The 26408-nt window shown below is 68.8% G+C and carries 23 protein-coding genes; 17 read left to right on the top strand and 6 right to left on the bottom strand.

Features of this window, described 5'->3' with window-relative positions:
• Positions 1-4: 4 nt before the first annotated feature.
• Entirely contained in the window at positions 5-511 is a 507-nt protein-coding gene (locus METY_RS18360) for a lipocalin-like domain-containing protein (RefSeq protein WP_103122832.1), read from the top strand.
• A 68-nt stretch (positions 512-579) separates the two neighbouring features.
• Here the strand turns inward: METY_RS18360 and METY_RS18355 are convergent, their stop codons facing one another.
• The gene (locus tag METY_RS18355; RefSeq protein WP_103122831.1) at positions 580-1482 is read right to left on the bottom strand and encodes a LysR family transcriptional regulator; all 903 of its coding nucleotides are present in this window, start codon (positions 1480-1482) and stop codon (positions 580-582) included.
• 173 nt (positions 1483-1655) lie between these two features.
• On the opposite strand from METY_RS18355, the gene METY_RS18350 reads away from it, so the two are divergent.
• On the top strand, positions 1656-2639 hold the full coding sequence (locus METY_RS18350) for an MBL fold metallo-hydrolase (RefSeq protein ID WP_103122830.1): 984 nt from the start codon (positions 1656-1658) through the stop codon (positions 2637-2639).
• Here the strand turns inward: METY_RS18350 and METY_RS18345 are convergent.
• Positions 2636-5041: an EAL domain-containing protein gene (locus tag METY_RS18345; protein WP_103122829.1), complete on the bottom strand. Its 2406-nt coding sequence runs from the start codon at positions 5039-5041 to the stop codon at positions 2636-2638. The two genes, METY_RS18350 and METY_RS18345, sit on opposite strands and share 4 nt — an antisense overlap.
• 264 nt (positions 5042-5305) lie before the next feature.
• Positions 5306-6217 carry a hydrogen peroxide-inducible genes activator gene (locus tag METY_RS18340; RefSeq protein ID WP_103122828.1) on the bottom strand — a complete coding sequence of 304 codons (912 nt, stop codon included), beginning with the start codon at positions 6215-6217 and terminating at the stop codon, positions 5306-5308.
• A gap of 158 nt (positions 6218-6375) precedes the next feature.
• On the opposite strand from METY_RS18340, the gene katG reads away from it, so the two are divergent.
• Positions 6376-8547 carry a catalase/peroxidase HPI gene (katG, locus tag METY_RS18335; RefSeq protein WP_103122827.1) on the top strand — a complete coding sequence of 724 codons (2172 nt, stop codon included), beginning with the start codon at positions 6376-6378 and terminating at the stop codon, positions 8545-8547.
• 133 nt (positions 8548-8680) lie between these two features.
• On the opposite strand, the gene METY_RS18330 is transcribed toward katG, so the two are convergent.
• Both METY_RS18330 and METY_RS18325 read right to left on the bottom strand, forming a co-directional pair.
• Positions 8681-9049 carry a YybH family protein gene (locus METY_RS18330; protein WP_103122826.1) on the bottom strand — a complete coding sequence of 123 codons (369 nt, stop codon included), beginning with the start codon at positions 9047-9049 and terminating at the stop codon, positions 8681-8683.
• 38 nt (positions 9050-9087) lie between these two features.
• Entirely contained in the window at positions 9088-9531 is a 444-nt protein-coding gene (locus METY_RS18325) for an OsmC family protein (protein WP_103122825.1), read from the bottom strand.
• 260 nt (positions 9532-9791) lie between these two features.
• Here METY_RS18325 and METY_RS18320 point away from each other — a divergent pair, with 260 nt between their 5' ends.
• From METY_RS18320 to METY_RS18275, 10 genes are all read left to right on the top strand, one after another.
• Positions 9792-10544 carry a GntR family transcriptional regulator gene (locus METY_RS18320; RefSeq protein ID WP_244593730.1) on the top strand — a complete coding sequence of 251 codons (753 nt, stop codon included), beginning with the start codon at positions 9792-9794 and terminating at the stop codon, positions 10542-10544.
• A gap of 7 nt (positions 10545-10551) precedes the next feature.
• Positions 10552-11298, top strand: coding sequence for an ABC transporter ATP-binding protein (locus METY_RS18315; RefSeq protein ID WP_103122824.1), 747 nt, complete (start codon positions 10552-10554; stop codon positions 11296-11298).
• Between the two features lie 2 nt (positions 11299-11300).
• Positions 11301-12140, top strand: coding sequence for an ABC transporter permease (locus METY_RS18310; RefSeq protein WP_103122823.1), 840 nt, complete (start codon positions 11301-11303; stop codon positions 12138-12140).
• A gap of 41 nt (positions 12141-12181) precedes the next feature.
• Complete coding sequence (locus tag METY_RS18305; protein ID WP_103122822.1) at positions 12182-13162, top strand: ABC transporter substrate-binding protein; 981 nt, start codon at positions 12182-12184, stop codon at positions 13160-13162.
• 66 nt (positions 13163-13228) lie between these two features.
• Positions 13229-14245, top strand: a complete 1017-nt coding sequence (locus tag METY_RS18300) for a zinc-binding dehydrogenase (RefSeq protein ID WP_103122821.1) — start codon at positions 13229-13231, stop codon at positions 14243-14245.
• Positions 14242-14682, top strand: coding sequence for a PaaI family thioesterase (locus tag METY_RS18295; RefSeq protein ID WP_200819730.1), 441 nt, complete (start codon positions 14242-14244; stop codon positions 14680-14682). The genes METY_RS18300 and METY_RS18295 overlap by 4 nt, the downstream gene beginning before the upstream one ends.
• A gap of 12 nt (positions 14683-14694) precedes the next feature.
• Positions 14695-15498: a VOC family protein gene (locus METY_RS18290; RefSeq protein WP_103122820.1), complete on the top strand. Its 804-nt coding sequence runs from the start codon at positions 14695-14697 to the stop codon at positions 15496-15498.
• Positions 15495-16979: a class I adenylate-forming enzyme family protein gene (locus tag METY_RS18285; RefSeq protein WP_103122819.1), complete on the top strand. Its 1485-nt coding sequence runs from the start codon at positions 15495-15497 to the stop codon at positions 16977-16979. Before METY_RS18290 ends, METY_RS18285 begins: the two co-directional genes overlap by 4 nt.
• Positions 16980-17157: 178 nt before the next feature.
• Complete coding sequence (locus METY_RS18280; protein WP_103122818.1) at positions 17158-18258, top strand: PLP-dependent cysteine synthase family protein; 1101 nt, start codon at positions 17158-17160, stop codon at positions 18256-18258.
• Between the two features lie 40 nt (positions 18259-18298).
• On the top strand, positions 18299-19921 hold the full coding sequence (locus tag METY_RS18275; RefSeq protein ID WP_103122817.1) for a gamma-glutamyltransferase family protein: 1623 nt from the start codon (positions 18299-18301) through the stop codon (positions 19919-19921).
• Positions 19922-20146: 225 nt separating this feature from the next.
• Here METY_RS18275 and METY_RS18270 read toward each other — a convergent pair whose 3' ends face one another.
• Complete coding sequence (locus METY_RS18270; RefSeq protein ID WP_103122847.1) at positions 20147-20812, bottom strand: GntR family transcriptional regulator; 666 nt, start codon at positions 20810-20812, stop codon at positions 20147-20149.
• Between the two features lie 167 nt (positions 20813-20979).
• Here METY_RS18270 and METY_RS18265 point away from each other — a divergent pair, with 167 nt between their 5' ends.
• From METY_RS18265 to METY_RS18250, 4 genes are all read left to right on the top strand, one after another.
• Complete coding sequence (locus METY_RS18265) at positions 20980-22602, top strand: ABC transporter substrate-binding protein (protein ID WP_103122816.1); 1623 nt, start codon at positions 20980-20982, stop codon at positions 22600-22602.
• A 97-nt stretch (positions 22603-22699) separates the two neighbouring features.
• Positions 22700-23713: an ABC transporter permease gene (locus tag METY_RS18260; protein ID WP_103122815.1), complete on the top strand. Its 1014-nt coding sequence runs from the start codon at positions 22700-22702 to the stop codon at positions 23711-23713.
• The gene (locus METY_RS18255; RefSeq protein WP_103122814.1) at positions 23710-24648 is read left to right on the top strand and encodes an ABC transporter permease; all 939 of its coding nucleotides are present in this window, start codon (positions 23710-23712) and stop codon (positions 24646-24648) included. The genes METY_RS18260 and METY_RS18255 overlap by 4 nt, the downstream gene beginning before the upstream one ends.
• 3 nt (positions 24649-24651) lie before the next feature.
• Positions 24652-26337: a dipeptide ABC transporter ATP-binding protein gene (locus METY_RS18250; RefSeq protein WP_103122813.1), complete on the top strand. Its 1686-nt coding sequence runs from the start codon at positions 24652-24654 to the stop codon at positions 26335-26337.
• Positions 26338-26408: the final 71 nt, after the last annotated feature.

The following is a 26408-nucleotide window of genomic DNA, read 5'->3' as shown; positions in this document are numbered from 1 at the left end:
GATCATGCTGCTCCGATTGGCGATCTCCGCTCTCACCCTCGGGCTCGGCTCGTTCCCGGCGTCCGCGCAGGCTGAGGCCAGAAATCAGTTGGTTGGCGCCTGGAGAATGGTTTCGGCGACGATCGATCCTGGCGGTCGCAATATCCCCGCCTATGGAGAGAAGCCCAACGGCCTTCTCGTCTTCACGGCCGACATGCATTTCATCGAAGTGCTGACCGACGGCGGCGCCCCGCGCTTCGCCTCAGACACCCGCGGCGCAGGCACGGACGAGGAAAACCGGCGGGCGATGGCGCGCAGTATTGGCTTCTTCGGAACCTACACTGTCGATGAAGAGGGCGCCTTCAGCGGCAATCACGTCGATGGCGCGACGTTTCCGAACTGGGTCGGCAGCACCCGCACACGGGAGCAGCTCACGCTGACCGTGGTCGGGGACCAAATGACCGAACATTTCCGGCGACCGGAAGGCACGCGCGTCCAGATCGAATGGCGGCGCGCCGAGCGAGGCCGTTGAAGTCTCAGAGTCGAACGTCCGCCCAGCGCCGCGGCGTGATGGGCCTGACGACTGCCTCGGCGGCTCCCTCAGCCGGCCTTCCAGTCGTAGCTCCTCATGTGATCGAGGAACGCTCGCATGGCGGCGCTCGGAAGCCGGCGGTTGGGGTAATACAGAAACCAGTGGGGCAAGGCGGCGCTCCACTGCGGGAGAAGCTCCACCAGCCGGCCGCCGCGGATGTGGGGCTTAGCGTAGTCGTCCAGCACATGAGCGACGCCTCTGCCCGCCAAAGCCGCCTGCACTTCGTTGTGCGCCGAACTGACGGTCAGCCGCCCCGTGGGCGTGACCTCAAGATCTTCGCTCCCATGGACAAATCGCCATGTGACGAGCGTGCCGCCGGGGAACCTGCGCCTTATGCAGTCGTGACCCGCGAGATCGCGCGGCGTTTCCGGAGCGCCGCGCCTCTCGATGTATTCCGGCGACGCAACGATGGCGTATCGGAGCGACGGGCCCATCGGAACGGCGATCATGTCCTGCGCCAGTTGCTGGCCGAACCGGACGCCAGCGTCGAAGCCGCTCGCCACGATGTCGATCACCGCCGCGTCGCTCACGATCTCGATCTTGACCTCGGGATAGGTCTCCATGAAGTCGAACACGAGTGGGCAAAGGAGATGATCGACGGCGGGCGCCGGAGCATTGATCCGTAACGTCCCCGACGGACTGTCCCGCAAGCCGTCGATCTCGCCGATCGCCGACCGAATATCCGCCAACGCCGGAGCAAGGCGGTCCAGCAAACGTTGGCCGGCCTCGGTCGGCGACACGCTCCGCGTCGTCCGATTGAGGAGCCGGATCCCAAGCGAGTCTTCCAGAGCGCTGATCGTTTGGCTCAGGGCCGACGACGAAACGCCCCGCTCCAGCGCCGCCGCGCGAAAACCGCCGCAGCGCACGATGGCGACGAAAACGTCGAAACTGTCCAAACGTATCGGGCCCATTGCGAAGCTGCGCTAATCAAGCCGGGAAGCCCCATCCATCTTAACCGCGCAATGACCTCGTGTCAGGCTCGACGAGCATTTCTATCGCGCCCAGAACCCGCCCCCGTCACGGTCAATTTGTGGTTTCGCGGTCGGAGGGTTCGAGCGGCCGAGCACGTGGAAAGGGAAGCTCAATGAACGCGTTCACCCTGAACAGACGCGCTGTGATGCTCACCGCTGTCGCCGGCGCATCGTCCGCGCTCGTCGGAGGCGGCGCCGCGCTTGCGCAGGCGGCGCCCACCCCCTTAAGCGGAAACGCCGGCCACTATCGCTTCCGCGTCGGCGAGATCAGCGCGACCGTCCTGAGCGATGGTGTGATCGGCGGCCCGCCCCGCGTCTACGCGAGCGACGCGCCCGAGGCGGAGCTTCAGGAGGTCTTGCGGCGCGCGTTCCTGCCGACCGACCGCATGACGCTGAACCTGAACACGCTTCTGATCGAGACCGGCGGTCGGCGCATCCTCATCGAAGCTGGCGCCGGCGCGACCATGGGCCCGAACGGCGGCCGGATCTTCCAGAACCTTGCGGCGATCGGCCTGGGACCCACGGACATCGACGCGATAGTCGTGTCGCACACCCATCCCGACCATGTCGGCAACCTCAGAGCCGCGGACGGCGGCAAGGCGTTCCCACGCGCCACCGTATTCGCGCCGAAGGCGGACTGGGACTTCTTCGTCCTCAGCGATCCGGATCTTTCCTATATGCCGGTCCCGGAGGACTTCCGCTCGCGCTTCGCCGCCGCCATCAAGAGCAGCGTCAAACCGGCCATGAGCGACGTTGAGCTTTACGAAGCCGGCGCCGAGATCGCGCCCGGCCTCACGAGCATCGTGGCGTCAGGCCACACGCCGGGCATGGCGACCTTCCTTGTCCATTCCGGAAACGACCATCTGCTGTTGACCGCCGACCTCGCCTATCACCCGGTGGTCAACGTCGACAATCCGTGGCTGCCCGGCCCGGATCGCGACATGGGGGCCGCGCTCGCCTCCCGCCGGCGCATCTTCGACCGGGCGGCGGCCGATCGCATTCCGGTGCTGGCCTTCCACTTTCCCTTCCCCGGCCTCGGCCGGATGCTGAAGACCGACGGCGGATACGCCTGGGTTCCCGCGAACTGGCAGTTCTAAGCGAGCGCCGCTCCTGGACGACAGTCCACCCCGGGGCGCTCGATCATTCTTAATCCGCCCCGACGGACAAGCTGGGCGTAGGCCTCGATCGGAGCCGGACGTCCGATGAGGAAGCCTTGCGCTTCGTCGCAGCCCTCCTGCCTGAGGAAGGTGAGCTCTCCCTTGGTCTCAACCCCTTCGGCCAACACCGGCAGACCTAGCCCGCGCCCAAGTCCGAGGACCGCCCGCACGATCGCAGCGGTCTGTTCGTTGACGTCGACGGACCGAACGAACGAGCGGTCGATCTTGATCTTGTCGAAGGGGAACGCGCGCAGGTTCGACAGCGAGGAGTAGCCGGTGCCGAAATCGTCCATGGCGATCCGCACCCCCAGGCCTTTCAGCTGATGAAGGGTCCATAGCGTTCGATCAAGGTCGCGAATGAGCGCCGTCTCCGTGATCTCCAGTTCGAGCCGATCCGGGCTTAGCCCCGCATCCTGGAGCACGTCGTCCACGAAGGTCGCGAAGGCGATGCTGTGCAGCTGCACAGCGGACACGTTCACGCCGATCCTGAGCGGCTGCGTCCATTGCGCGGCCTCGCGGCAGGCCTCACGCAGCACCCATTCGCCGATCTCCATGATCGAACCCGTTTCCTCGGCCACCGGGATGAATGTGGCGGGCGAGACCTCGCCTCGCTCGCGGTGGCGCCATCTCACCAGCGCCTCGAACCCGACGACGACCCCAGCGACCACCGTGGTCTGAGGCTGATAGACCAGCAGCAACTCGCCGGAGGCGACAGCTTGACGAATGTCCTGTTCCAGTTGCCGGCGAGCTCGGATCTGGGAGCCCATCTCCGGCTGGAACACGCGAAGCCCGCCCCGTTCCTCCAGCTTCGCGCGGTATAAGGCGGCGTCGGCTTGGCCGAGCAACGTCTCGCGATCCACGCCCCGCGCCGCGGCGAGCGCAACGCCAATGCTGACTGAGAGCGCCCCCCGAACGGCGAGCGCTGCGTCGTCTCTTGTCACAGCTTCGCGTATGTCGGCGGCGAATGTCTCCACGGCTCCGAGTTCGTTCAAATCCGGAGCGATGATCGCAAACTCGTCGCCTCCGAGACGCGCGAAGGTTTGTCCCTCTCGGAGAACGGCCTCGACCCGCCGCACGAAGGTCTGCAGCAACGCGTCGCCCGCGGCGTGGCCGAAGAGGTCGTTGACCTCCTTGAAGCGATCAAGGTCGAGGTAGAACACCGCGAGACCCCGGCCGAGGGCGTGCGCATCATCGAGGGCGCGGTCGAGCGCCCGGTTGAAGCTGCTTCGGTTTGCTATGCCCGTCAGTTCGTCGTGATGCGCGAGAAACTGGATATGGCGCTCCGCTTCGCGACGAGCCCGCAGGTCGCGAAGGGCGATCGCGCGATGAGGGCGCCCGCCGAGGTCGATCGCGTGTTCGATCAGTTCGACCGGGATTGGTCCCCCGTCCGCATCGCTGAGGTTGATCTCCCGAGACCCGATCCCAGCCCGAACGCCGCTTGCGACCGCGGGGAGCATGTCCGTCAGCGAGGCTCCGGCCAAGCTGCCGGGAGCGCGCCCCAACAGCGCTGCGAGGCTGTCGTTCGCGGTCACGATCCGGTCGCCGTCGCAGACCAGCACTCCCTCCACCGCCGCGTTGGCGAGGCTGCGGACCAGTTCCTCCCGCTCGGCACGGCGCCGCTCACGGCTCTCGAAAACGAGCGCGCCCAGCGCGATCACGATGATGCTCAGGCTCGGAACCGAAACGAGCGCGGCCAGCCATTCATGGGGCGCGGCGTTGGAGGCGATCGGGGCCAGGGGATCGGGCGTTATGTCGAACGCGCTCATGGCCGTGAAATGAAGGCCGCAGATCGCGAGCGTGAGCAGGAGCGCCGCCAGCGCTTCATTGAGGAGCGAGCGCCGCCGCAGGGCGATCGGCAGCGCGGCCGCCGCGCCCGCCACGCCGATAAGGATGGAGACTCCCACCAGCGTTGGAGTCCACCGCACCGCGCCTGCGACCTGGTAGGCGGACATTCCAAGGTAATGCATCGCGGCGATGCCGAGACCCATGACGCCGCCCCCGATCCCCGCCGACCAGGGCGGCATCCGCGAGAGGGACAGGCGGAGGCCAGCTCCGGTTACGAGGACGGCTACGATCAGCGACAGCGCCGTCAGAGGGAGATCGTAGCCGTTCGGGAGCCCGGAGGAGTAGGCCAGCATCGCGACGAAATGCGTCGCCCAGATCCCGGAGCCGCTCGCGAGCGCCGCGAGGCCGAGCCAGAAGCCGCGCTTCGAGCCGGTGGCGCCGGTCGCCTGATGGAGGATCGCCACCGCGGTGTAGGACGCGAGCGCGCAGATCACGACCGCGAGCGACACGAGCCCGAGATCGTGCTGCTGGGTCAGGCAGCCGATGACGCTGAGCATCGTTTTTCCTGATGGGGAGCAGGAGGTCCTTCATCCGCGATCGGGCTCTAACAAACTCGGAAGCGGACCTTGAGCATTTTAGAAAGATCGGAGGCCTGAACCCAAAATCGCGCCCCCCTCAACAGGTTGACCCAAATTGGTGGCGCGTGCGCCGCTGTCGGAGAAGAACCACGACGACCTTGAGTGACCTTGCTGGCCCCACTCGAAAGCCTGCGTTCTTGGAGATCGAGCGCTGTCCGCCGCCGTGGCCGCGGGAACCCCGCCTTACCGAGGCTGCCGGAGCGCCGCCGCCGAGGTCCGGACCGCGTCGGAGATCTGGGTCAATTGCCGAGCCAGCGGGCTCGTTCGGCGCCAGACCATGCCGATGGTTCGCGAGGGTCGAGGTCTTGGAAAGCGCGAGACGGACACCGACGCGGACCGCGTCTCGACCGCGACGGCCATTTCCGGAACCAGGGTGACGCCAAGGCCCGCCTCGACCATCTGGACCAGCGTGGAGAGCGAACTGGCGTCCAGCAGATCGCGGGGTTGCGCGGCGTGGTCGTTCCGGTTGCAGAACGACAGGGCCTGGTGGCGGAAGCAATGCCCCTCCTCCAGCAGGAGCAGGCGCATCTCGCGCAGCGCTTCGCGATTGGGGACGGGTTTTCCCTCGTCCGCGCGCGGCCGGACGAGGACGAAATCCTCGGTAAACAGCGCCGTCTCGGTCAGAGACGGCTCCGACACCGGCAGAGCGACAATCGCCATGTCCAGGCGTCCGTCGTTCAATTCCTGAACAAGTTTTGGGGTCAGGGTCTCACGCACGTGAAGGTCGAGCCCCTCATGCAGCCGCGTGAGGTCCGCGACGAGGCTCGGCAGCAGGTAGGGCGCGATGGTCGGGATCACGCCGATGCGCAGCCTCCCGGCCAGCCCGCCGCGCGCGCCCCGCGCATAGTCTTCGAGATCATCGAGCGACCGCAGGATGTGCCGGGCCCGCAGGGCGATTTCCTCCCCGAAACTCGTCAGCCGGACCTGTCGCCGGTCGCGTTCGAACAGCGCCGCGCCCAACTCCTCTTCCAAAGCTTTGATCTGCATGGAGAGCGCTGGCTGGGTGATCGCGCAGGCCTCGGCCGCCCGTCCGAAGTGGCCGTGCTCCGCCAGCGCCTCCAGATAGCGAAACTGCTTGAAAGTGAGGTTTTTCATAAGCCGAGCTTATCGTCTCGATCAGGAAATCGGAATTAAAATAATGGGGGGCTTTTGGTAAGACGCATCTCGAAAGCCTGCGGCGAACCGCAGAGCGCGTCAGCGAAGCTCGACCCCGGCCCGGGCCGAGGCCTCGCTGACCACGATCGGAGGACGACATGGACGCGAAGACCGAGGACAACACGGGGAAATGCCCGGTCGCCCACGGCGGCCCGAGGCAGAACGCCGACTGGTGGCCCAACACGCTGCCTGTCGACCTTCTGAACCAGCACTCCACCAAGTCCGATCCGCTTGATCCCGCCTTCGATTACCGCGAGGCGTTCAAGAAGCTCGACTACCACGCGCTGAAGAACGACCTGCGCAAGCTGATGACCGACAGCCAGGACTGGTGGCCGGCCGACTTTGGCCACTACGGCCCGCAGTTCGTGCGCATGTCGTGGCACGCAGCCGGCACGTACCGCCTCGCGGACGGGCGCGGCGGCGGCGGCCGCGGCCAGCAGCGCTTCGCCCCGCTCAACGCCTGGCCGGACAACGTCAACATCGACAAGTCGCGCCGCCTGCTGTGGCCGATCAAGCAGAAGTACGGTCAGGCGATCTCCTGGGCCGACCTGCTGATCCTGACCGGCAACGTCGCGCTCGAGAGCATGGGCTTCCGCACCTTCGGCTTCGCCGGCGGACGCGCCGACACCTGGGAGCCGGATCGCGACGTCAACTGGGGCAACGAGACCGAGTGGCTCACTCACCGCACCCTCGACAAGTTCGAGAAGGGCCTCGGCGCGACCGAGATGGGCCTGATTTACGTCAACCCGCAGGGGCCTGACGGCAACGGCGATCCGATCTCGGCCGCGGAGTTCATCCGCGAGACCTTCGGGCGCATGGCGATGAACGACGAGGAGACCGTCGCGCTGATCGCCGGCGGCCACACCTTCGGCAAGACCCACGGCGCGGCGGCCGAGTCCTACAAGGGCCCGGATCCGGAGGCGGCCGACATCGAAGATCAGGGCCTCGGCTGGAGCTCGAGCTTCGGCGCGGGCCACGGCGGCGACCAGATCGGCTCCGGCCTCGAAGTCACCTGGACCCAGACGCCGGTCCAGTGGTCGAACTTCTTCTTTGAGAACCTGTTCAAGTTCGAATGGGTCCAGACGCGCAGCCCGGCCGGCGCGATCCAGTGGGAGGCGAAGGACGCCCCCGAAATCATCCCGATGGCGCACGACCCGTCGCGGAAGATCAAGCCGACGATGCTGACGACCGACCTGTCGCTGCGCTTCGACCCGGCTTACGAGAAGATCTCCCGCCGCTTCCTCGAGGACCCGCAGGCCTTCGCGGACGCCTTCGCGCGGGCCTGGTTCAAGCTGACCCACCGCGACCTCGGCCCGCGCTCGCGCTACATCGGGCCGGAAGTCCCGAAGGAAGTGCTGATCTGGCAGGACCCGATCCCGGACGTCGACCATCCTCTGATCGACGAGGCAGACGGCGCGAACCTCAAGGCCAAGATCCTCGAGTCCGGCCTCACCGTCTCCGAGCTGGTCGGAACCGCCTGGGCCTCGGCCTCGACGTTCCGCGGCGGCGACAAGCGCGGCGGCGCGAACGGCGCCCGCATCCGCCTCGCGCCGCAGAAGGACTGGGAGGTCAACCAGCCCGAGCAGCTGGCGCGGGTGCTTGGCGTGCTCGAAGGGATCAAGGCCGATTTCGACGCCCACGCCGGCGGCGGCAAGAAGGTCTCGATCGCGGACCTGATCGTGCTGGCGGGCAACGCGGGCGTGGAGAAAGCCGCGAAGGCGGCGGGCCATTCGGTTACCGTGCCGTTCACGCCCGGCCGCGCCGACGCCCGGCAGGAGGAGACGGACGTCGACAGCTTCCAGTGGCTGGAGCCCGAGCTCGACGGCTTCCGCAACTACGAGAAGTCCAACACCAAGCGCGCCGAGGTGGCCCTGATCGACAAGGCGCAGCTGCTGACCCTGACCGCGCCCGAGCTGACGGTGCTGTTCGGCGGCCTGCGCGCGATCAACATCAACGTCGGCGGCGACACGCGGGGCGTTCTCACGGACAAGCCGGGCCAGCTCACCAACGACGTGTTCGTGAACCTGCTCTCGATGGACACGAAGTGGACCGCCACTGACGACGCGAAGACCACGTTCGTCGGAACCAACCGGAAGACCGGCGAGAAGACGTGGGAGGCCTCCCGCGCCGATCTTGTCTTCGGCTCGAACTCGGTGCTGCGCGCTCTGGCCGAGGTCTACGCTGCGTCCGACGCCAAGGAGAAGTTCGTGAAGGACTTCGTCGGCGTCTGGACCAAGGTGATGAACCTCGACCGCTTCGACGTCGCCTGACCTAGTGCGAGGCGCGCGGCGGGCCCCGTTCCAGCAGGCGCTGGAGGCGGGCCCGCCGGCCTGACCGCTTCAAAACGACGAAAGCCCGCTCCGGACGTGATCCGGGGCGGGCTTTCGTTTGCCTGGGCGTCCGTCAGTCCGGCTTTGGGGCCTCGGGCTTGATCTTGAGTTGGTCGATCGCCCAGAGCCACCGGCCATCCGCTTGCCTTCGGGCGATCTCCGCCGACAGGGCGCCGTTCGGCGAGCGGGCGAAGGTCATCGCGAGGGGGCCGTTCTCGAGAGCCGGGAGCTGGTCGACCTCGGGAAAATCCGACCGCCGCGCGAGAAGATCGCCGTAGAACCGGCGAATCTCGTCATGGCCATGCGCCACCACGGAACCCGCGGCCAGCAGGGCGTCCGGCTCATACAGGGCCACAAGGCCGTCGACGTCGCCGGCGTTGGCGCGGGCGACGAACAGCTGTGCGAGCTCCTGTGGGCTGCCGGCCCCGTTCTCCGTCGTCATCGGCGTTTCCTCTCTGCTTGTTGCGCATGGTCCGTCGTTTACTTGAGACGCTGGCCGGCGCCGTCGCGCACCGAAACAGTGACGGGCACGCCGAGCTTCACGCTCTCCGAGACCGTGCAGAACCGCTCGAACTGCTCCAGCACGCGGTCGATGCGGTCCATCTCTGCGGCTTCGGCCCGGAGCGAGATCGCGACGTCGATTTCCTGCACCCGCAACCGTCCCTCGGCGTTGCGGCCGATCACGCAGCTCGCCTGCGCATCGACGCCGCGGGCGTTTTGGCGGAACTTTCCAAGCGCGAAGGTCATGCTGGCGACAAGGCAGTTCGCGACGCCGGCGATCAGGAGCTGTTCCGGGAACGGTCCGTCGCCGCGGCCGATCGGAGGGGCCTCGTCGACCTGCAGGTCCTCGAACGCCGGACCGAAGTCGATCAGGAACTTGAAGTCTTCGACGTGTCGGATCCGGATGGTCGGGTCGGTGGTCATCGCGCTCCTTGAGACTTTGAGCGACAGGGCGCTTCCGGCGAGGCAACCTCGCGTTCAAGCCCCGTTCTCGGTTTCCGGTTCGACATGACGCCCACGCCCAGCGCGTCAAGACGATGGCTGACGCTTGGGGCGCGCGCCCGTTCAGCCCCTGCACCAGACCGTCCTGCGTAGGGATGTCGCGCCGGCCCCTTCGAGACGAGGCCTTGAGCATCTCAAATTCCTCTCGTAGGCTGCTCACAGACTTCCCGTGGAGCGGCCACATGGCGGACGCGAACGACGTGCTGCGACCGCCGCGCCAGACGGCGGAGATTGCGATGCCCGAGGCGACGCTTAGGGGCGCCCAAGCCTACGATCTGATCCGTCGCGAGATCGTCTCGTGCCGGATCCTGCCCGGCGCGCGCGTGACCGAGCCGGAGTTGATGGAGCGTTTTGGAGTCGGCAAGGCGAGCCTGCGTATCGCGCTCCAGCGCCTGACCCAATCGGGACTGGTCTGTTCGATCCCGCGGCACGGCTACCGGGTGGCGCCCGTCACCGCCAGAGACGTGGATGAAATCTTCGCGCTGCGCATCGCGCTGGAGCCGCTTGCGGCGCGAGCGGCGGCGGGACGCGTGAACCGCGCGCAGCTCGAGCGGCTGGAGCAGGCCTGCCGGGGCAAGATGCCGGGCGACGTCGGCAACCAGATCGACTTCTTCATGGAGGCCAACCGCAGCTTCCACATGGCGATCGCGGTCGCCTCGGGGAACGAACGGCTCTGCCGCACGCTTTCCGGACTGTTCGACGAGATGACGCGGGTGGTCGCGCTGGGCTTCGGGGTGCAGCGCGTGCGCCCCAACATCGAGAGCGACCACACGCTCCTGATCGAGCACCTGGCCGCCGGCGACGCCGACGCCGCGGAGCAGGTGGCGCGCCGGCACGTGGAGACGTTCCGGGACATGACCATGGAGAAAGTCGTCGCGAGCCTCCGCGCGACCGGCGCCCCGCTCGGTCCCTCAGCCCAAGTCGCGAACGGTTGAGCCGCTGATGTCCGTGGTGAAGGTTCAGTCGGTCAGCAAATGGTTTCCGCGCCGGGACGGCGAGAGCCTCCACGTGCTCCAGAACATCGACCTGGACGTTCCGGAAAAGGCCATCGTCGCGATCGTGGGCGCTTCCGGCTGCGGCAAGAGCACATTGCTGAACATCATCGCGGGCCTGGTGAAACCCGACCGCGGCTGCGTGTTCCTGAACGGCGTGAAGGCGAGCGACTTCGAGGACTGGCGCTCCCTCACCTACATGTTCCAGGAGGACCGGCTCCTACCCTGGCGAACCGCGGCGCAGAACGTCGCCTTCGGGCTGGAGGCCGCCGGTGTTGCGCGGCCGGAGCGTCGGGAGCGGGTCGCGGAGACGCTCGCGCTGGTCGGCCTGTCCGGCTTTGCCGACGCTTACCCGCACGAGCTCTCGGGAGGCATGCGCAGCCGCGTCGCTCTCGCCCGCAGTCTGGTCACCCGGCCGTCGATCCTGCTGATGGACGAGCCCTTCTCGAAGCTCGACCCGTCGATCCGGACGCAGATGCACGACGAGGTGCTGCGCATCAAGGAGCTGATGGGAATGACGATCGTCTTCGTCACCCATGACGTGGAGGAGGCGGTGGTGCTCGCGGACAAGGTGGTCGTGCTGAACCCGCGTCCCGGCCGCGTGCGCGAGACGCAGGAGATCAGGCTCCCCTACCCGCGCGATCCGCTCTCGCCCGACGTGGCGGAGCAGGCGCGGCTGCTGCGACGGAGCCTGTGACCATGAGCGCAGTTCCCTCCTCGCCCGCAGCCCCCGTCGACGACGGACGGCCGAAGCCCGTCCCGGGCGCCGCGCGCGACCGCCGGCTGAAGCTCGCCGCGCTCCGTCTCGCGCTGCTCGTGGCGCTGCTCGCCATCTGGCAGGTGGCGTCGCTTGGCGCTCCGCCCTTCGTGCTGCCGAGCCCGATGCGGGTCTGGGAGGCCTGGACGGCGCTGGTCGCCTCGCCGACCTTCTGGAAGGACCTCGGCGTCACCTTCGAACGCATCGTCACGGGCTTTGCGCTCGCCGCCGTGTTCGGCGTGGCGATCGGGCTCATCCTCGGGGCGAGCAAGACGCTCGGCGAGTTCTTCGAGCCGGTGCTGACGCTGATCACCACGGTGTCGTCGGCGATCTGGGCGATCTTCGCGCTGATCTGGTTCGGCCTCTCGAACTGGACGACGATTTTCGTGGTGTTCATGACCGCGATGCCGCTGATCCTGACCACGGTCTGGCAGGGCACCCGAACGGTGAACGCCGACTTCGTGGAGCTCGCGCGCACCTTCCGCATGTCGCAGGCGCAGGTGCTCGCAAAGATCTACCTGCCGACGATCCTGCCGCTGTTCTTCTCGTCGGCCCGCCTGGCCTTCGGTTTCGGCGCGCGCGTCAGCCTCGTCGCGGAGACCCTCGGCGCCTCGAGCGGCGTCGGCGTCCGCCTCAAACAGGCCGCCGACCTACTGCAGACCGACCAGGTGTTCGCCTGGACGCTGACGCTGGTCGCGCTGATGCTCGCCCTCGAAGCCCTCGTCCTCAAGCCGCTCGAGGCCCGCCTCTTCCGCTGGAAGAAGCAGGCCGAGGCGTCGTGACCGCAAACCGTCCACCAACCCATGACCGTGGAGCTTTCACTGTGAAGCGCATCGCAGTTCTCGCCGCCGCCTTCGCCGCGGCTCTCGTCGCCGCCGCGCCCGCGCAGGCCGAGAAGGTCCGCATCGGCTACTGGAGCTCGGGCGTCAGCCTCGGCTTCGGCGCCGTGCTGGAGACCGGCAAATTCATGGAGAAGCAAGGGCTCGAGGTCGAATACCTCAAGTTCCCGGACGTGAACGCGCCCACCAAGGCGCTTGCGGCCGGCGCCATCGACTTCGCGATCGGCGCTCCGGCGGCGGGCGCTTTCAGCGTCGCCGTCGACGGTCTGCCGCTGTCGATCGTGCTCGCGACCCAGGTCGCCGAGCTCGACTTCGTGGTGCCCGAGGACTCGCCTGTAAAGAGCATGGCGGACCTGAAGGGCAAGAAGGTCGGCGGTTCGCCCGCCGGAAGCGCCACCGCCGCCATCACCTCGGCGATCCTCGCGACCAACTACGGCATCAAGACCGGCGAGTACGAGGCCGTGCCCGGCAACGACCCGCGCCTGGCGCAGTTCCTGGTGCAGAAGGACATCGACGCCGCGGCGCTGCGCACGGTGACGATCGCCCTGCTGAAGGACGTCAAGCTGCGCAAGATCGGCACGTTCCGCGAGGAATGGACCAAGATCACCAAGCAGCCGGCGCCGCCGGTGCTTGGCGTCGGCGTGATGCGCAACGACTGGCTGAAGGCGAACCCCGAGGCCGCGGCCAAGGTCATCGCCGGCATGCGCAACGCCTACGAGTTCGGCAAGGCCGACAAGGGAGCGGTCGCCATGGCGCTCACCGCCGCCGCCAACATGAAGGACGAGGACGCCAAGGCCTACGCGGCGCTCTGGGACGGGATCTACACCGTCAGCATGGAGCCCGCCGACATCGCGTCGCTCAAGGCCGAGTTCGACGTCTTCAAGACCGTCGGCGCCGTTAAGGGCGAACTGCCCGACGCCGCCCTCGCCACCGCGCCCTACGAGGCGTCCAAGGCCATCAAGTGACGGCCTGACTGCGGCTCAACGCCAAACGACAAGCGCGAAACGCGCCGCACAAGAGAAAGCGACCCAATGCCCAAGACAATGAAGGCCCTTCTGCTGAAGCAGCACGGCGACGTCTCCGACCTCGTGGTCGTGGACGACTATCCCGTCCCGACCGCGGACGCCGGACATGTGGTGATCCGCGTCGGGGCCTCCTCCTTCAACTACCACGACGTGTTCACGGTGAAGGGCATGCCCGGCATCAAGGTGCCGCTGCCGGTGATCATCGGCCTGGACATGGCCGGGGAGATCACGGAAGTCGGCGAAGGCGTGGAGGGCTGGAGCGTCGGCGACCGCGTGCTGGTCAATCCGCTCTACCCGAACAAGGGCCTGATGGGGGAGATGCTGGACGGCGGCATGGCGGAGTACTGCAAGGTCTCCGTCGGCCAGCTGATCCGCATGCCGGACAAGGTGAGCTTCGTAGACGCGGCCTCCCTGCCGGTCGCCTACGGCACCGCGCACCGCATGCTCGTGACTCACAAGACGGTGAAGGCCGGCGACAAGGTTCTGATCCTCGGGGCCTCGGGCGGCGTCGGCACCGGCTGCGTGATGCTTGCCAAGCAGCTCGGCTGCGAGGTCATCGCCTGCGCCGGCAGCGACGACAAGATGGCGCGCCTCAAGGAGCTCGGCGCGGACCACGTGGTGAACTACCGCGAGACCGACTTCTCGCGCTGGGCGATCCAGCAGTACGGCAAGCCGCAGCGCCGGAGCTACGAGGGCGGCGTCGACGTCGTCGTCAACTTCACCGGCGGCGACACCTGGGCGCCCTCGCTGAAATGCGTGAAGCGCGGCGGCACGATCCTCACCTGCGGCGCGACGGCGGGCCACGATCCGAAGGAAGACCTCCGCTACATCTGGAGCTTCGAGCTCAAGATCATCGGCTCCAACAGCTTCTACGACGACGACCTCGCAGCGCTCATGGACATGATCCAGGAGGGAACGCTGAAGCCGGTGGTCGACAAGGAGCTGCCGCTCGAGGAGGCCGCGGAAGGCCTGCGGATGATCCGCGACCGCGAGGTCATGGGCAAGATCGTGGTGACGCCATGAGCGGCGAAAACACGAGCGAGACCAAGCCGATGATCACCGCGGCCGAGGTCGAGGAGAAGCTGCTGCGCGGTCCGTTCCACCAGTGGCTGGGACTCAAGGTCGTCTCGGTCGGCGACGGCGAGATCGAGCTGACCGCGACCTGGCGGCCGGAATGGGTCGTCAACGCCGAGCGCGGCTACGTCCACGGCGGCATCCTCGCCACCCTGATCGACCTGACGGCGGACTGGGCGCTGGTCTCCAAGACCGGCCGCGGCGTGCCGACGGTGGACCTGCGCGTCGACTACCACCGCGCCGCCATGCAGGGCGACCTGACGGCGAAGGGCAAGGTCGTGAAGTTCGGCGGCACGCTCTCGGTCGCCGAGGCGCAAGTGCTTGATTCCGAAGGCCGACTTCTGGCCAGCGGCCGCGGCGTCTACATGACCGCGACGCCGAAGTGAGGGCCTGAGGCGATGGCGGACGGGACGGCGGCGGCGCTCGACCATGTGGTCGTCAACGTGCTGCGCGGCATGGACGAGGCGGCGGCGATCTTCGCCGCGCTCGGCTTCCAGCTGACGCCGCTCGGCCGCCATTCGCTGGGCTCCATCAACCACCTGATGATGACGCCGGGCGGCTATCTCGAGCTCGTCGGCGTTCCGGCCGAGGGCAAGCAGCGCCAGGAGGTGCTCGACAGCCCCTTCGGCCTGAATGGCCTCGTGCTGAAAAGCGACGACGCCGACGCGACTTACGCCCGGCTCGCAGCCGCCGGCCTCGACCCCTCCCCGCCGGTCGCGTTCTCGCGCCCGGTGGAGATCGACGGTCGGGCTCTTGAGGCGCGCTTCCGCACCGTCCGGGTTCCCACGGCGCGGTTTCCCGCCGGCCGGGTCTACTTCTGCGAGCACCTGACGCCCGAACTGGTGTGGCGGCCGGAGTGGCTGACCCACCCCAACGGCTTCGTCCGCCTCGACCGGATCGAGGTAACGTCGGGTGAACCGCAGGTTGACGCGGCGGGTTACGCCGCGGCCGCCGGGGTTAACATGAGGGTGACTCGGGGCGGCGCCGCGGTCGCCCTCGCCGATGATTTCGCGATCGACGTCGTTCCCGGCGACCGGCCGCGCTTCGCGACGCTCGGGCTGTCGTTCGACGGTCTCGACGCGATCGCCGCGCGCGCCGCCGCCACGCCCGGCGCCGACTGGACGGGACCGGGGTCCGACGGGACGGCGATCCTCGCCATCCCCTCCCTCGACCTCACCCTCGCCTGCCGGAGCGTGCGATGAACGACGTCACCAATCTTGGAGCCGTCCTGTCCGCGACCGGCGACGCCGCAGCCCCGGCGATCGTCGGGATCGGCCTCGACGGCTCCGAGACCCTTCTGTCCCGCGGCGACCTCGACGCCATGGCGAACGCCTTCGCCCGCGGTCTCGGCGCGCGCGGGATCGCGCGCGGCGACCGCATCGCGATCCTCGCCGCGAACCGGCCGGACTATGTCGCCGTCCTGCTCGGCGCCATGCGGGCGGGGGTCGTCCCGGTCCCGCTGAACTTCAAGTTCCCGGACGCGACCATCGCGCAGATCGTCGCCGACAGCGGCGCGAAGGTGGTGTTCTGCGACGCGGAGCGTCTCGCCCATGCGCCGGCGGGGGTTCCCGCGGCGTCGCTCGACGCCGAGCTCGACGGCTGGCTCGATCCCGGCCCCTTCGAGGCCGTCGATCCGGCGCCGGACGAAATGGCGCTGATGCTCTTCACCTCCGGCTCCACCGGCCGGCCGAAGGGCGTGCGGCTCAGCCACGCGAGCCATCTCTGGGTCGTGCGCACGCGCATGGCCGACGATGACTTGGCCGGCGAACGCATGCTGATCGCGGCGCCGCTCTACCACATGAACGCGCTGGCCAACGCCCTGCTGGCGCTGGCGAGCGGGGCCACGGTGCTGCTGCTGCCGCAGTTCCAGGCCAAGGCTTACATCGCCGCCATCGATCGCCGCCGCGCGACCTGGGCGACCGCCGTGCCGCCGATGATCGCGATGATGCTGCGGGAGAAGGCGGCGCTGGCCGAGGCCGACCTCTCAAGCGTGCGGGTGGTGCGCATGGGCTCCGCGCCGGTGAACGACGCGCTCGCGGCGCAGACCCGCGCGCTGCTGCCGAACGCACGCATCATCAACGCCTACGGCACCACCGAGGGCGGTCCGGTGGTGTTCTCCGACCCCGACGGCTCGGCACCGACCGGCTCGGTCGGCCGTCCGCACCCCGGCGTCGAGGTCCGGCTGGTCGGCCCCGACGCCCCTGACCTCGGCGTGCTGCAGATGAAGAGCCCGGCGATCATGCTGGGCTACCACGAGCGGCCGGACGTGCGCTCGCCGATCACCACGGACGGCTTCTACGACTCCGGCGACGTGTTCCGGCGCGACGCGGACGGGTTCTATTTCTTCGTCGGCCGGGTCGACGACATGTTCGTCTCGGGCGGCGAGAACATCTTTCCGGGCGAGGTCGAGGCCATGCTCGAGACCCATCCCGACGTGCTGCAGGCGAGCGTCGTGCCGGTCGAGGACGACATCAAGGGCCAGAAGCCGGTGGCCTTCGTGGTGCGCCGGCCGGGCTCCAGCCTCGACGAGGCGTCGCTCAAGGCCTTCGCGCTTGCGAACGCCCCCGCCTACCAGCATCCGCGCCGAGTGTGGTTCCTGGACCAGATGCTGCTGGCCTCCACCAACAAGATCGATCGGGCGGCCCTGAAGGCGCGCGCCGAGGCGGAGCTGAGGGGGTCGTGAGAGTGAGCCTGTCATCGCTGGAGGATCAGGCTCGGACATCCTCGCCGTCATGGCCGACAGAGCGAGCGTCCCTCCGGGCGAAGTCCCGGAACCCATCAGCCCGCCGGCGCCGGCAGGTCCCAACCGGCGGGGTTATGGGCCCCGGAACAAGCCCGGGACGACGGCGGAGCGCAACCCCATGCTGACCGCCGCAGCCACTAACCCCGCCCCCGCCGCCTCGGAGCCCTGCCGCCGCGCCTGGGTGGCGCAGGCGATCGCGCGGCTCGAGGCGGAGAGCGCCCGTTCCGCCGACACCCATCTGCTCAGGCTCGAACTGCCGAAGGCGCCGGGCGTCGCGCTCTATCTCAAGGACGAGTCCAGCCACCCCACCGGCAGCCTGAAGCACCGGCTGGCGCGATCGCTGTTCCTCTATGCGCTCTGCAACGGCTGGATCGGGCCGGACACGCCGATCGTGGAGTCCTCCTCCGGCTCGACCGCGATCTCGGAGGCCTACTTCGCTCGTCTGCTGGGGCTCAGCTTCGTCGCGGTCATGCCGCGCTCGACCTCGCCCGAGAAGATCGCGGCCATCGCCTTCCACGGCGGTCGGCCGCATCTCGTCGACCATGGCGACGTCTCCGGCGAAGCGCGCCGGCTGGCGGCCGAGATCGGCGGCCATTTCATGGACCAGTTCACCTACGCCGAGCGGGCGACGGACTGGCGCGGCAACAACAACATCGCCGAGACGATGTTCGCGCAGCTTACGCTGGAGGACCGCCCCGTCCCGGACTGGGTCGTCTGCGGCGCCGGCACCGGCGGCACCTCGGCGACGATCGGGCGCTACTTGCGCTACCGCAAGCTTTCGACGTCGCTCTGCGTGGCGGACCCCGAGAGCTCGGTGTTCCACCGCCACTACGCCGAACGCTCGGTGAAGCGTGTCGAGCGCTGCGACAGCGTGATCGAGGGCATCGGCCGCACCATGGTGGAGCCGTCCTTCGTGCCGGAGCTGGTCGACCGGATGATCGTCGCGCCGGACGCCGCGAGCGTGGCGGCCGCCCGGCTCGTCAGCGACATTCTCGGCCGCCCCTGCGGCGGCTCCACGGGCACCAACGTCTGGGCCTGCCTGACGCTGATCGAGGAGATGCGGGCGGCGGGCCGCGAGGGCGCGATCGTGACGCTGCTCTGCGACAGCGGGGAGCGCTACCGCTCCACCCTGTTCGACGACGCCTGGATCGCCAGCCGCGGCCTCGACCTCGCCCCCGCGCGCGCGCGCCTCGCCGCGGTCTTCGGGCGGGACGGCTGAGGGCGGACGACGTGATGACGCAGACCGGAACGAGGATCCCATGACCCACTTCGACTGGACCGCGGGCTACCCATCACGCCGCATGCCCGTGTTCGGGCGAAACGTCGTCTCCACCTCGCATCCTCTCGGGGCGCAGGCGGGGCTGAAGATGCTGCATCAGGGCGGCAACGCCGTGGACGCGGCGATCGCCGCGGCGGCGGTGATGACGCTCGTGGAGCCCTGCAGCAACGGCCTCGGCTCCGACGCCTACTGCATCCTGTGGGACGGAAAGGAGCTGCACGGCCTCAACGCCTCGGGCGGAGCGCCAGCGGCGTGGACGCCGGAGTACTTCGCGGCGAAGTACGGCGAGGGCCGCGCGCGGCCGCCGATGCGCGGCTGGGACAGCGTCACCGTGCCGGGCGCGGTCGGCTCCTGGGTCGCGCTCAGCGAACGCTTCGGCTCGCTGCCGCTTGAGGAGACGCTGGAGCCTGCGATCGAGATCGCGGAGCGCGGCTACCTCGCTCCGACCGTCGTGCAGCAGAAATGGGCGGCGGCGGCCAAGGTGAAGGACCTCGTCGGCGCGCCCGGTTTCTCCGAGCTGTTTCTGCCGCGCGGCCGCGCGCCCGAGGTCGGCGAACTGGTGAGGCTGCCGGGGGCGGCGCGCACGCTGCGCGCCATTGGCGCGACGAGGGGCGACGCCTTCTACCGGGGCGAGATCGCCGAGGCCATGGCGGCCCACGCCGCGGCGCACGGCGGAGCGATGACGGTCGCCGACCTCGCAGCGTTCCGCCCGGAATGGGTGGAGCCGATCGCCAAGACCTACCGCGGCTACACGGTCCACGAGATCCCCCCGAACGGACAGGGCATCGCGGCCCTGATCGCGCTGGGCATCCTCTCACGCTTCGATCTGGCGGAGCTGGAGGCGGACGGGGTAGACGCGAACCACCTGCAGATCGAGGCGATGAAGCTCGCCTTCGCCGACACCTACGCCCACGTCGCCGACCTCGCCCACATGCGGGTGACGCCGGCGCAGCTGCTCGACGACGCGCATCTGGCGGAGGCCGCGAAGCTCATCGACCCGCGCCGCGCGCAGGTCTTCGCGCCGCGCAACCCGGTGAAGGGCGGCACGATCTACCTCACCGCGGCCGACGAGAGCGGCATGATGGTGAGCTTCATCCAGTCGAACTTCATGGGCTTCGGCTCCGGCGTCTGCCTGCCGGAATGGGGCCTGTCGCTGCAGAACCGTGGTCACGGCTTCCACCTCGATCCCGCGAGCCCGAACGTCGTCGCGCCGGGCAAGCGCCCGTTCCAGACCATCATCCCCGGCTTCCTCACCAAGGACGGCCAGCCGGTGATGAGCTTCGGCGTGATGGGCGGCAACATGCAGCCGCAGGGGCACATGCAGACGCTGGTTCGGATGATCGACTACGCGCAGAACCCGCAGGCCGCCTGCGACGCGCCGCGCTGGCGCTTCAACGCCGGGCTCGACATCAACGTCGAGGCGACCATGCGGGCGGAGACGATCGCCGGGCTCGCGGCGCGCGGCCATGAGATGAGCGTGATCGAGGACAGCTACCAGGACTTCGGCGCCGGTCAGTTTATCTGGCGCATGGGCGATCCCGGCGTCGAGGGCTACGCCGCCGCCAGCGATCCCCGCCGCGACGGTTACGCGGCGGTCAGCTGAGGCATGCTCGCGTCAGATTGCATCGCGCCGTCAGGCCCGCGCCTTCGCGCGGGTATCCACGACTTTTGCGTTGCGTCCGACGTCTACCGAACGTCGTGGACGCCCGGCTTCCGCCGGGCATGACGGCGGGGTTCACTGCGCCGGAACCGACCGAAAGAGCTCAAAGGGGGAGGCGGCGCAGAACCGCGGACTGAGACGGACTCCGCGCCGTCGAGCAGGCTCGCCTCAGCCCCGCACGGCCCTTGCGGCGGCAAGCCGCTCGAACGAGTCCTCCACCAGGCTGACGTGGCGCAGCATGGCGGCGTGGGCGCCCGCGGCGTCGGCGTCGAGGATCGCCGCCACCACGGCGCCGTGCTCGGCGTGGGAGCGCGGCAGCCGGCCCGGGGTGCGGAACTGCGCGCAGCGGTAGGGCAGCAACCGGGAGCGCAGGCCGGCGGTGATTTCGGCCAGATGGCCGTTGTGCGCGCCGGCGTAGATCTGGGTGTGGAACACGAGGTTTGCGGCCGCGAAGCCCTCCGCGTCCGCCGCCGAGACCAGCGGCTCCATCGAGGCGTAGAACGCCTCGAGGCGGCGCCGCTCCATCGGGGTCATGCCGATCGCCGACAGCCGCGCGCAGGTCGCCTCCAGCTCGGCCATGGCGCCGAACAGCTCCGCGAGCTTCTCCGCCGTGATGCGCGCCACGATCGCCCCGCGGCGCGGGCGCACCTCGACGAGGCCGCTGGAGGCGAGGCGCCGCAGGGCCTCGCGGACCGGGGTGCGCGACACGCCGTAGCGCTCGGCGAGCGAGAGCTCGTCCAGCCGGTCGCCCGGCGCGAAGGCCCCGTTGAGAATGTCTTCCGAGACGTCGCTCACGAGGCGGTCGGCGCGCGTGCGGTCGTCGACGATGTCCATCTTGAACTCCACTGCCCTAACAGACTCGCCCGGCGGCACGCCGGCGCACAAGCCTAAACCGCATGCATCCGAATCTTTGTGCACGACTGACGCTCATTTAAGCATGCAATATAGATGAATTGCATACAATATCCCTCCAGCGAAGACATCGCTTGGGGAGACGAGGCATGGACCGTCGCGCATTCCTTTCATCCGCATCGGCGATGCTCGGCGCCGGCGTCGTCGGCTCGGGACTGCCCTGGGCCCAGGCCTTCGCGCAATCCCGGCAGGACACCCTCCTGCTGATCTCCGAGAACGGGCCGAACAACCTCGACATCCATGGCGTCGGGACCAACCGGCCGGGCTACGAAGCCTCCTGGAACTGCTACGACCGGCTGATCACCTACGGCTTGAAGACGCTGCCGGACGGCTCGCGCTCCTACGACAAGGACGTGATCGCGCCGGAGCTCGCCGAGAGCTGGACCGTGGACGCCACGGGGGTGACCTTCAAGCTGCGCAAGGACGCGACCTTCCACGACGGGACGCCCGTCACCGCGGCGGACGTCAAATGGTCGTTCGACCGGGCCGTCAGCGTCGGCGGCTTCCCGACGGTGCAGATGGCGGCCGGCAGCCTGCTGAAGCCCGAGCAGTTCGAGGCCGTCGACGACCACACCTTCCGGGTGACGTTCGCCCGGCCCGACGCGCTGACCATCCCGGACCTCGCGGTGATCGTGCCGGCGGTGTTCAATTCGGCGCTGGTGAAGAAGAACGCGACCGAGAAGGACCCCTGGGGCCTCGAGTTCACCAAGAACAACGTCGCCGGCGGCGGCGCCTTCAAGGTGGCGAAGTGGACCCCGGGAACGGAGGTCGTCTACGCCCGCAACGACGACTGGAAATGCGGCCCGCTGCCCGCGCTGAAGCGCGTGATCTGGCGCACCATCCCCTCCTCGGGCAACCGCCGGGCGCTGGTGGAGCGCGGCGACGCCGACGTCTCCTTCGACCTGCCGGCGAAGGACTTCGCGGAGATGAAGAAGGCCGGCAAGGTCGCCGTCGCCTCGACGCCGATCTCGAACGGCATGTGGTCGATCGAGATGAACGTCACCAAGCCGCCGTTCGACAACCCGAAGGTGCGGCAGGCGATCGCCTACGCCGTGCCCTACCAGAAGATCATGGACGCGGTGCTGTTCGGCGAGGCGACGCCGCTGTTCGGCGCGGCCTCCAACACGCCGGACGACCTGACCTGGCCGCGCCCGACCGCCTACGCGACCGACGTCGCCAAGGCGAAGGCGCTGCTCGCCGAGGCGGGCTTCCCCGAGGGCTTCGAGACCAGGCTGTCGTTCGACCTCGGCCAGGGAATCGTCGGCGAGCCGCTCGCCGTCCTGCTGCAGGAGAGCCTCGCCCAGATCGGGATCAAGGCCGCGCTCGACAAGGTGCCGGGCGCGAACTGGCGCGGCGAGATGGCCAAGAAGTCGATGCCGTTCATCATCAACTTCTTCTCGGGCTGGCTCGACTATCCCGAATACTTCTTCTTCTGGGCCTATCACGGCCAGAACGCCGTGTTCAACACGATGGCCTACAAGAACCCGGCGCTCGACAAGGAGGTGGACGCGGCCCGCGCCGCCGCCGCGAGCGGCGACGCCGCGACCTACGCGGCCTCGGTCAAGAAGATGATCGCGATCGCGTACGACGACGCGCCGCGCATCCCGCTGTTCCAGCCGCACCTCAACGTCGCGATGCAGAAGGCGATCGGCGGCTACGCCTACTGGTTCCACCGCCAGCTCGACTACCGAACGCTGACCAAGGGCGCGTAAGGCCCCCTTCGCCCGCCTGACGTTCGAGTGACCCCAAGCGTAACGCATGCCCTGCGCGGCGGATGACCGCCCGCGCGCTCCAGCCAAGGAGGCCGCCATGCTCCGCGCGCTCGCGCGACGCCTTGCGACCATCGCGCCGACGCTCGTCGGCGTGGTGATCGTGACCTTCCTGCTCACCCGCGTGCTGCCCGGCGACCCGGCGGCCTACTTCGCGGGTCCGACGGCCGACCAGGCCTCGATCGAGCAGATCCGCGCCTCGCTCGGCCTCGACAGGCCGCTGCCGGTTCAGTTCCTGGCCTATGTGAAGGACCTCGCGACCGGCAACCTCGGCTCGGCGCTCTCCACCGGCCAGCCCGTGCTGACCGAGCTCGCCGCCCGGCTGCCGGCCTCGGCGGAGCTGACCCTGACCGCGCTGCTGCTGGCGATGGCGATCGCGATCCCGCTCGGCATCCTGGCCGCGGTGAAGGAAGGCTCGCTCATCGACCACGTCTGCCGGGTGGTGACGACCGCGGGCGTCTCGCTGCCGGTGTTCTTCACCGGACTGCTGTTCGTTTACGTCTTCTACTACCAACTCGGCTGGGCCCCGGCGCCGGTCGGCCGGCTCGACGTGTTCTTCACCGAGCCCGCCAAGGTCACCGGCTTCTTTACGATCGACGCGCTGATCGCGGGCGACCTCGAGACCTTCCGGGCGGCGGCGGCGCAGCTCGTGCTGCCGGCCGCGACGCTCGCCCTGTTCGCGCTGGCGCCGATCGCCCGGATGACGCGCGCCGCGATGCTGTCGGTGCTGTCGTCGGAGTTCATCCGCACCGCCCGCGCCTCGGGCCTCCGGCCCGGCACGGTGATCGTCGCCTACGCCTTCCGCAACGCCATGCTGCCGGTCGTCACCACGCTCGGCATGGTGTTCTCCTTCCTGCTCGGCGCGAACGTCCTGGTAGAGAAGGTGTTCGCCTGGCCGGGCGTCGGCTCCTTCGCCGTCGAGGCGCTGATCCAGTCGGACTACGCGCCGGTGCAGGGCTTCGTGCTCGCCATGGCGCTGCTCTACGTCGCCCTCAACCTCCTGATCGACCTCGCCTACGGGCTGATCGACCCCCGCGTGAGGCTGGAGTCATGAGCAACCTCGACGTCTCAGCCGCGCTGCCGCAGCCGCTCCCGGAGCCCGCCCCGGCCGTGATCGAACAGCCCGCGCGGCCCGCCGCCGGCTTCGCCGCCGGCCTCGGCCACGCCCGCTACGTCGCGACCTCGAACCCCGTCACCGGCTTCGCCTTCGCGCTATTCTTCGTGATCGCGCTCGCCGCGATCCTCGGACCCTGGATCGCGCCCTACGATCCCCTCGCCTCCGACACCGCGGCGGCGCTGCAGCCTCCCTCCGCGGCGCACTGGTTCGGCACCGACCAGATCGGGCGGGACATCTTCTCCCGCGTGCTGGTCGCGACCCGGCTCGACCTGACGATCGCGATCTGCTCGGTCGCGCTGGTGTTTGCGCTCGGCGGCTTCGCCGGCGTCTGCGCCGGCTTCTTCGGGGGCTGGACCGACCGCGTCATGAGCCGCGTCAGCGACACCATCATGGCCTTCCCGCTGTTCGTGCTGGCCATGGGCATCGTCGCGGCGCTCGGCAACACGGTGACCAACATCGTCATCGCCACCGCGATCGTGAATTTCCCGCTGTACCAGCGCATCGCCCGGGCGGAGGCCAACGTGCGCCGCGACGCCGGCTTCGTGCAGGCGGCCCGGCTCACCGGCAACTCCGAGATGCGCATCCTGATGACGCAGATCCTGCCGAACATCATGCCGATCATGGCGGTGCAGATGTCGCTGACCATGGGCTACGCCATCCTGAACGCGGCCGGCCTCTCGTTCATCGGCCTCGGCGTGAAGCCGCCGACCCCCGAGTGGGGGATCATGGTCGCCGAGGGCGCCGGCTTCATCATCTCCGGCGAGTGGTGGATCGCGCTGTTCCCCGGGCTCGCGCTGATGATCGCCGTGTTCTGCTTCAATCTGCTCGGCGACGGCCTGCGCGACATCATCGACCCGCAGCGGAGGACGTGAGGCATGACCGCTCTGTTGGACGTTAAGGCCCTCACTGTCGAGTTCGCCACTCGTAACGGCGTGGTGCAGGCGGTGAGGAGCGTCGACCTGGAGGTCGGGCGCGGGGAGACCGTCGGGGTCGTCGGCGAGTCCGGCTCAGGCAAGTCCGTCACCTCCTACGCCGTGATGCGGATCCTCGACCGCGCCGGCCGGATCGCGGACGGCTCGGTCGCCTTCTCCGGCGTCGATCTCCGCGCCGCGAGCGAGCGGCAGATGACAGACGTGCGCGGCCGCGAGATCTCGATGATCTTCCAGAACCCACGCATGGCGCTGAACCCGATCCGCAAGGTCGGCCGCCAGATCGAGGACGTGCTGCGCCGCCACGCGCAGGCGGGCTCCATGGACGCCAGGGCCAAGGCGATCGAGATGCTGGAGCAGGTCAAGATCGCGCGGCCGGAGGAGCGCTATCACGCCTATCCGTTCGAACTGTCGGGCGGCATGTGCCAGCGCATCGTGATCGCGCTGGCGCTCGCCTGCCGGCCGCAACTGCTGATCGCGGACGAACCGACCACCGGCCTCGACGTCACCACCCAGAAGGCGGTGCTGGATCTGGTGACGGAGCTGACGCGGGCGCGCGGCATGTCCACCATCCTGATCACCCATGACCTCGGCCTCGCCGCCGCCTACTGCGACAAGGTCGTGGTGATGAGGAAGGGCGAAGTGGTCGAGACCGCGCCTGCCCGCCAGGTCTTCGTCGCGCCCGCCCACGACTACACGCGGCGGCTGATGCGGGCGACGCCGCGGCCGGGCTCGACGCTCCGCGGCCTGCTGCCGCCGGAGAGCGCGACGCCGGCGAACCCGCGCGCCTCCGTGACCGGCGACGTGCTGCTCAAGGTCGAGGGGCTGGTGAAGGAGTACCCGCGCCAAGGCGCCTCCAAGACCTGGGCCCAGATGTTCGGTCGCGGCGCGCCCGCGGGCGACCAGGCGCCGTTCCGCGCCGTCGACGGGCTCTCGTTCGAAATCCGCCGCGGCGAGAGCCTCGGCCTCGTGGGGGAGAGCGGCTGCGGCAAGTCCACCACCTCCATGATGGTGATGCGGCTGCTCGATCCGACCTCGGGGAGGATCACGCTCGGAACCGACGACATCGGCTCGATCCCGGCGAAAAGCTTCGCGTCGTCCCCACATCGTCGGCGCATCCAGATGGTGTTTCAGGACCCGACCGACAGCCTGAACCCACGGTTCACTGCGGCGCGCGCCATCGCCGATCCCTTGATGCGCATGGGCGCGCTGGAGGGCCGCGACGCGGTCCGCGCCCGCTGCGAAGAGCTCGCGGCGCTTGTCGGGCTGCCGCTCGACCTGCTCGATCGCTTCCCGCACCAGATGTCCGGCGGCCAGAAGGCGCGCGTCGGCATCGCCCGCGCCATCGCGCTCGATCCGGAGCTGGTCATCCTCGACGAGCCGACCGCGGCGCTCGACGTCTCGGTCCAGGCGGTGGTGCTCAACCTGCTCGACGACCTCAAGGCGAGGCTCGGGATGAGCTACCTGTTCGTGAGCCACGACCTTCACGTGGTCCGGCTGCTCTGCGACCGCGTCATCGTCATGCGGCAGGGCGCGGCCGTCGAGCAGGGATCCGCGAAGGCGGTGCTCGAGACCCCGCAGGCCGCCTACACGCGCGAGCTCACCGCCGCGATCCCGCACCCGCCGGCGTGAGGGGCGCGTCGAATGGAAACGCGCCGTCGCGCCGCGCGGCGGCATGCACATCACTTCAGCGGCCTCGATTT

The sequence above is a fragment of the Methylopila sp. Yamaguchi genome, from assembly GCF_002897035.1.
In the GTDB taxonomy this organism is placed as follows: domain Bacteria; phylum Pseudomonadota; class Alphaproteobacteria; order Rhizobiales; family Methylopilaceae; genus Methylopila.
This window is presented reverse-complemented; position numbering and strand designations above follow the sequence as displayed.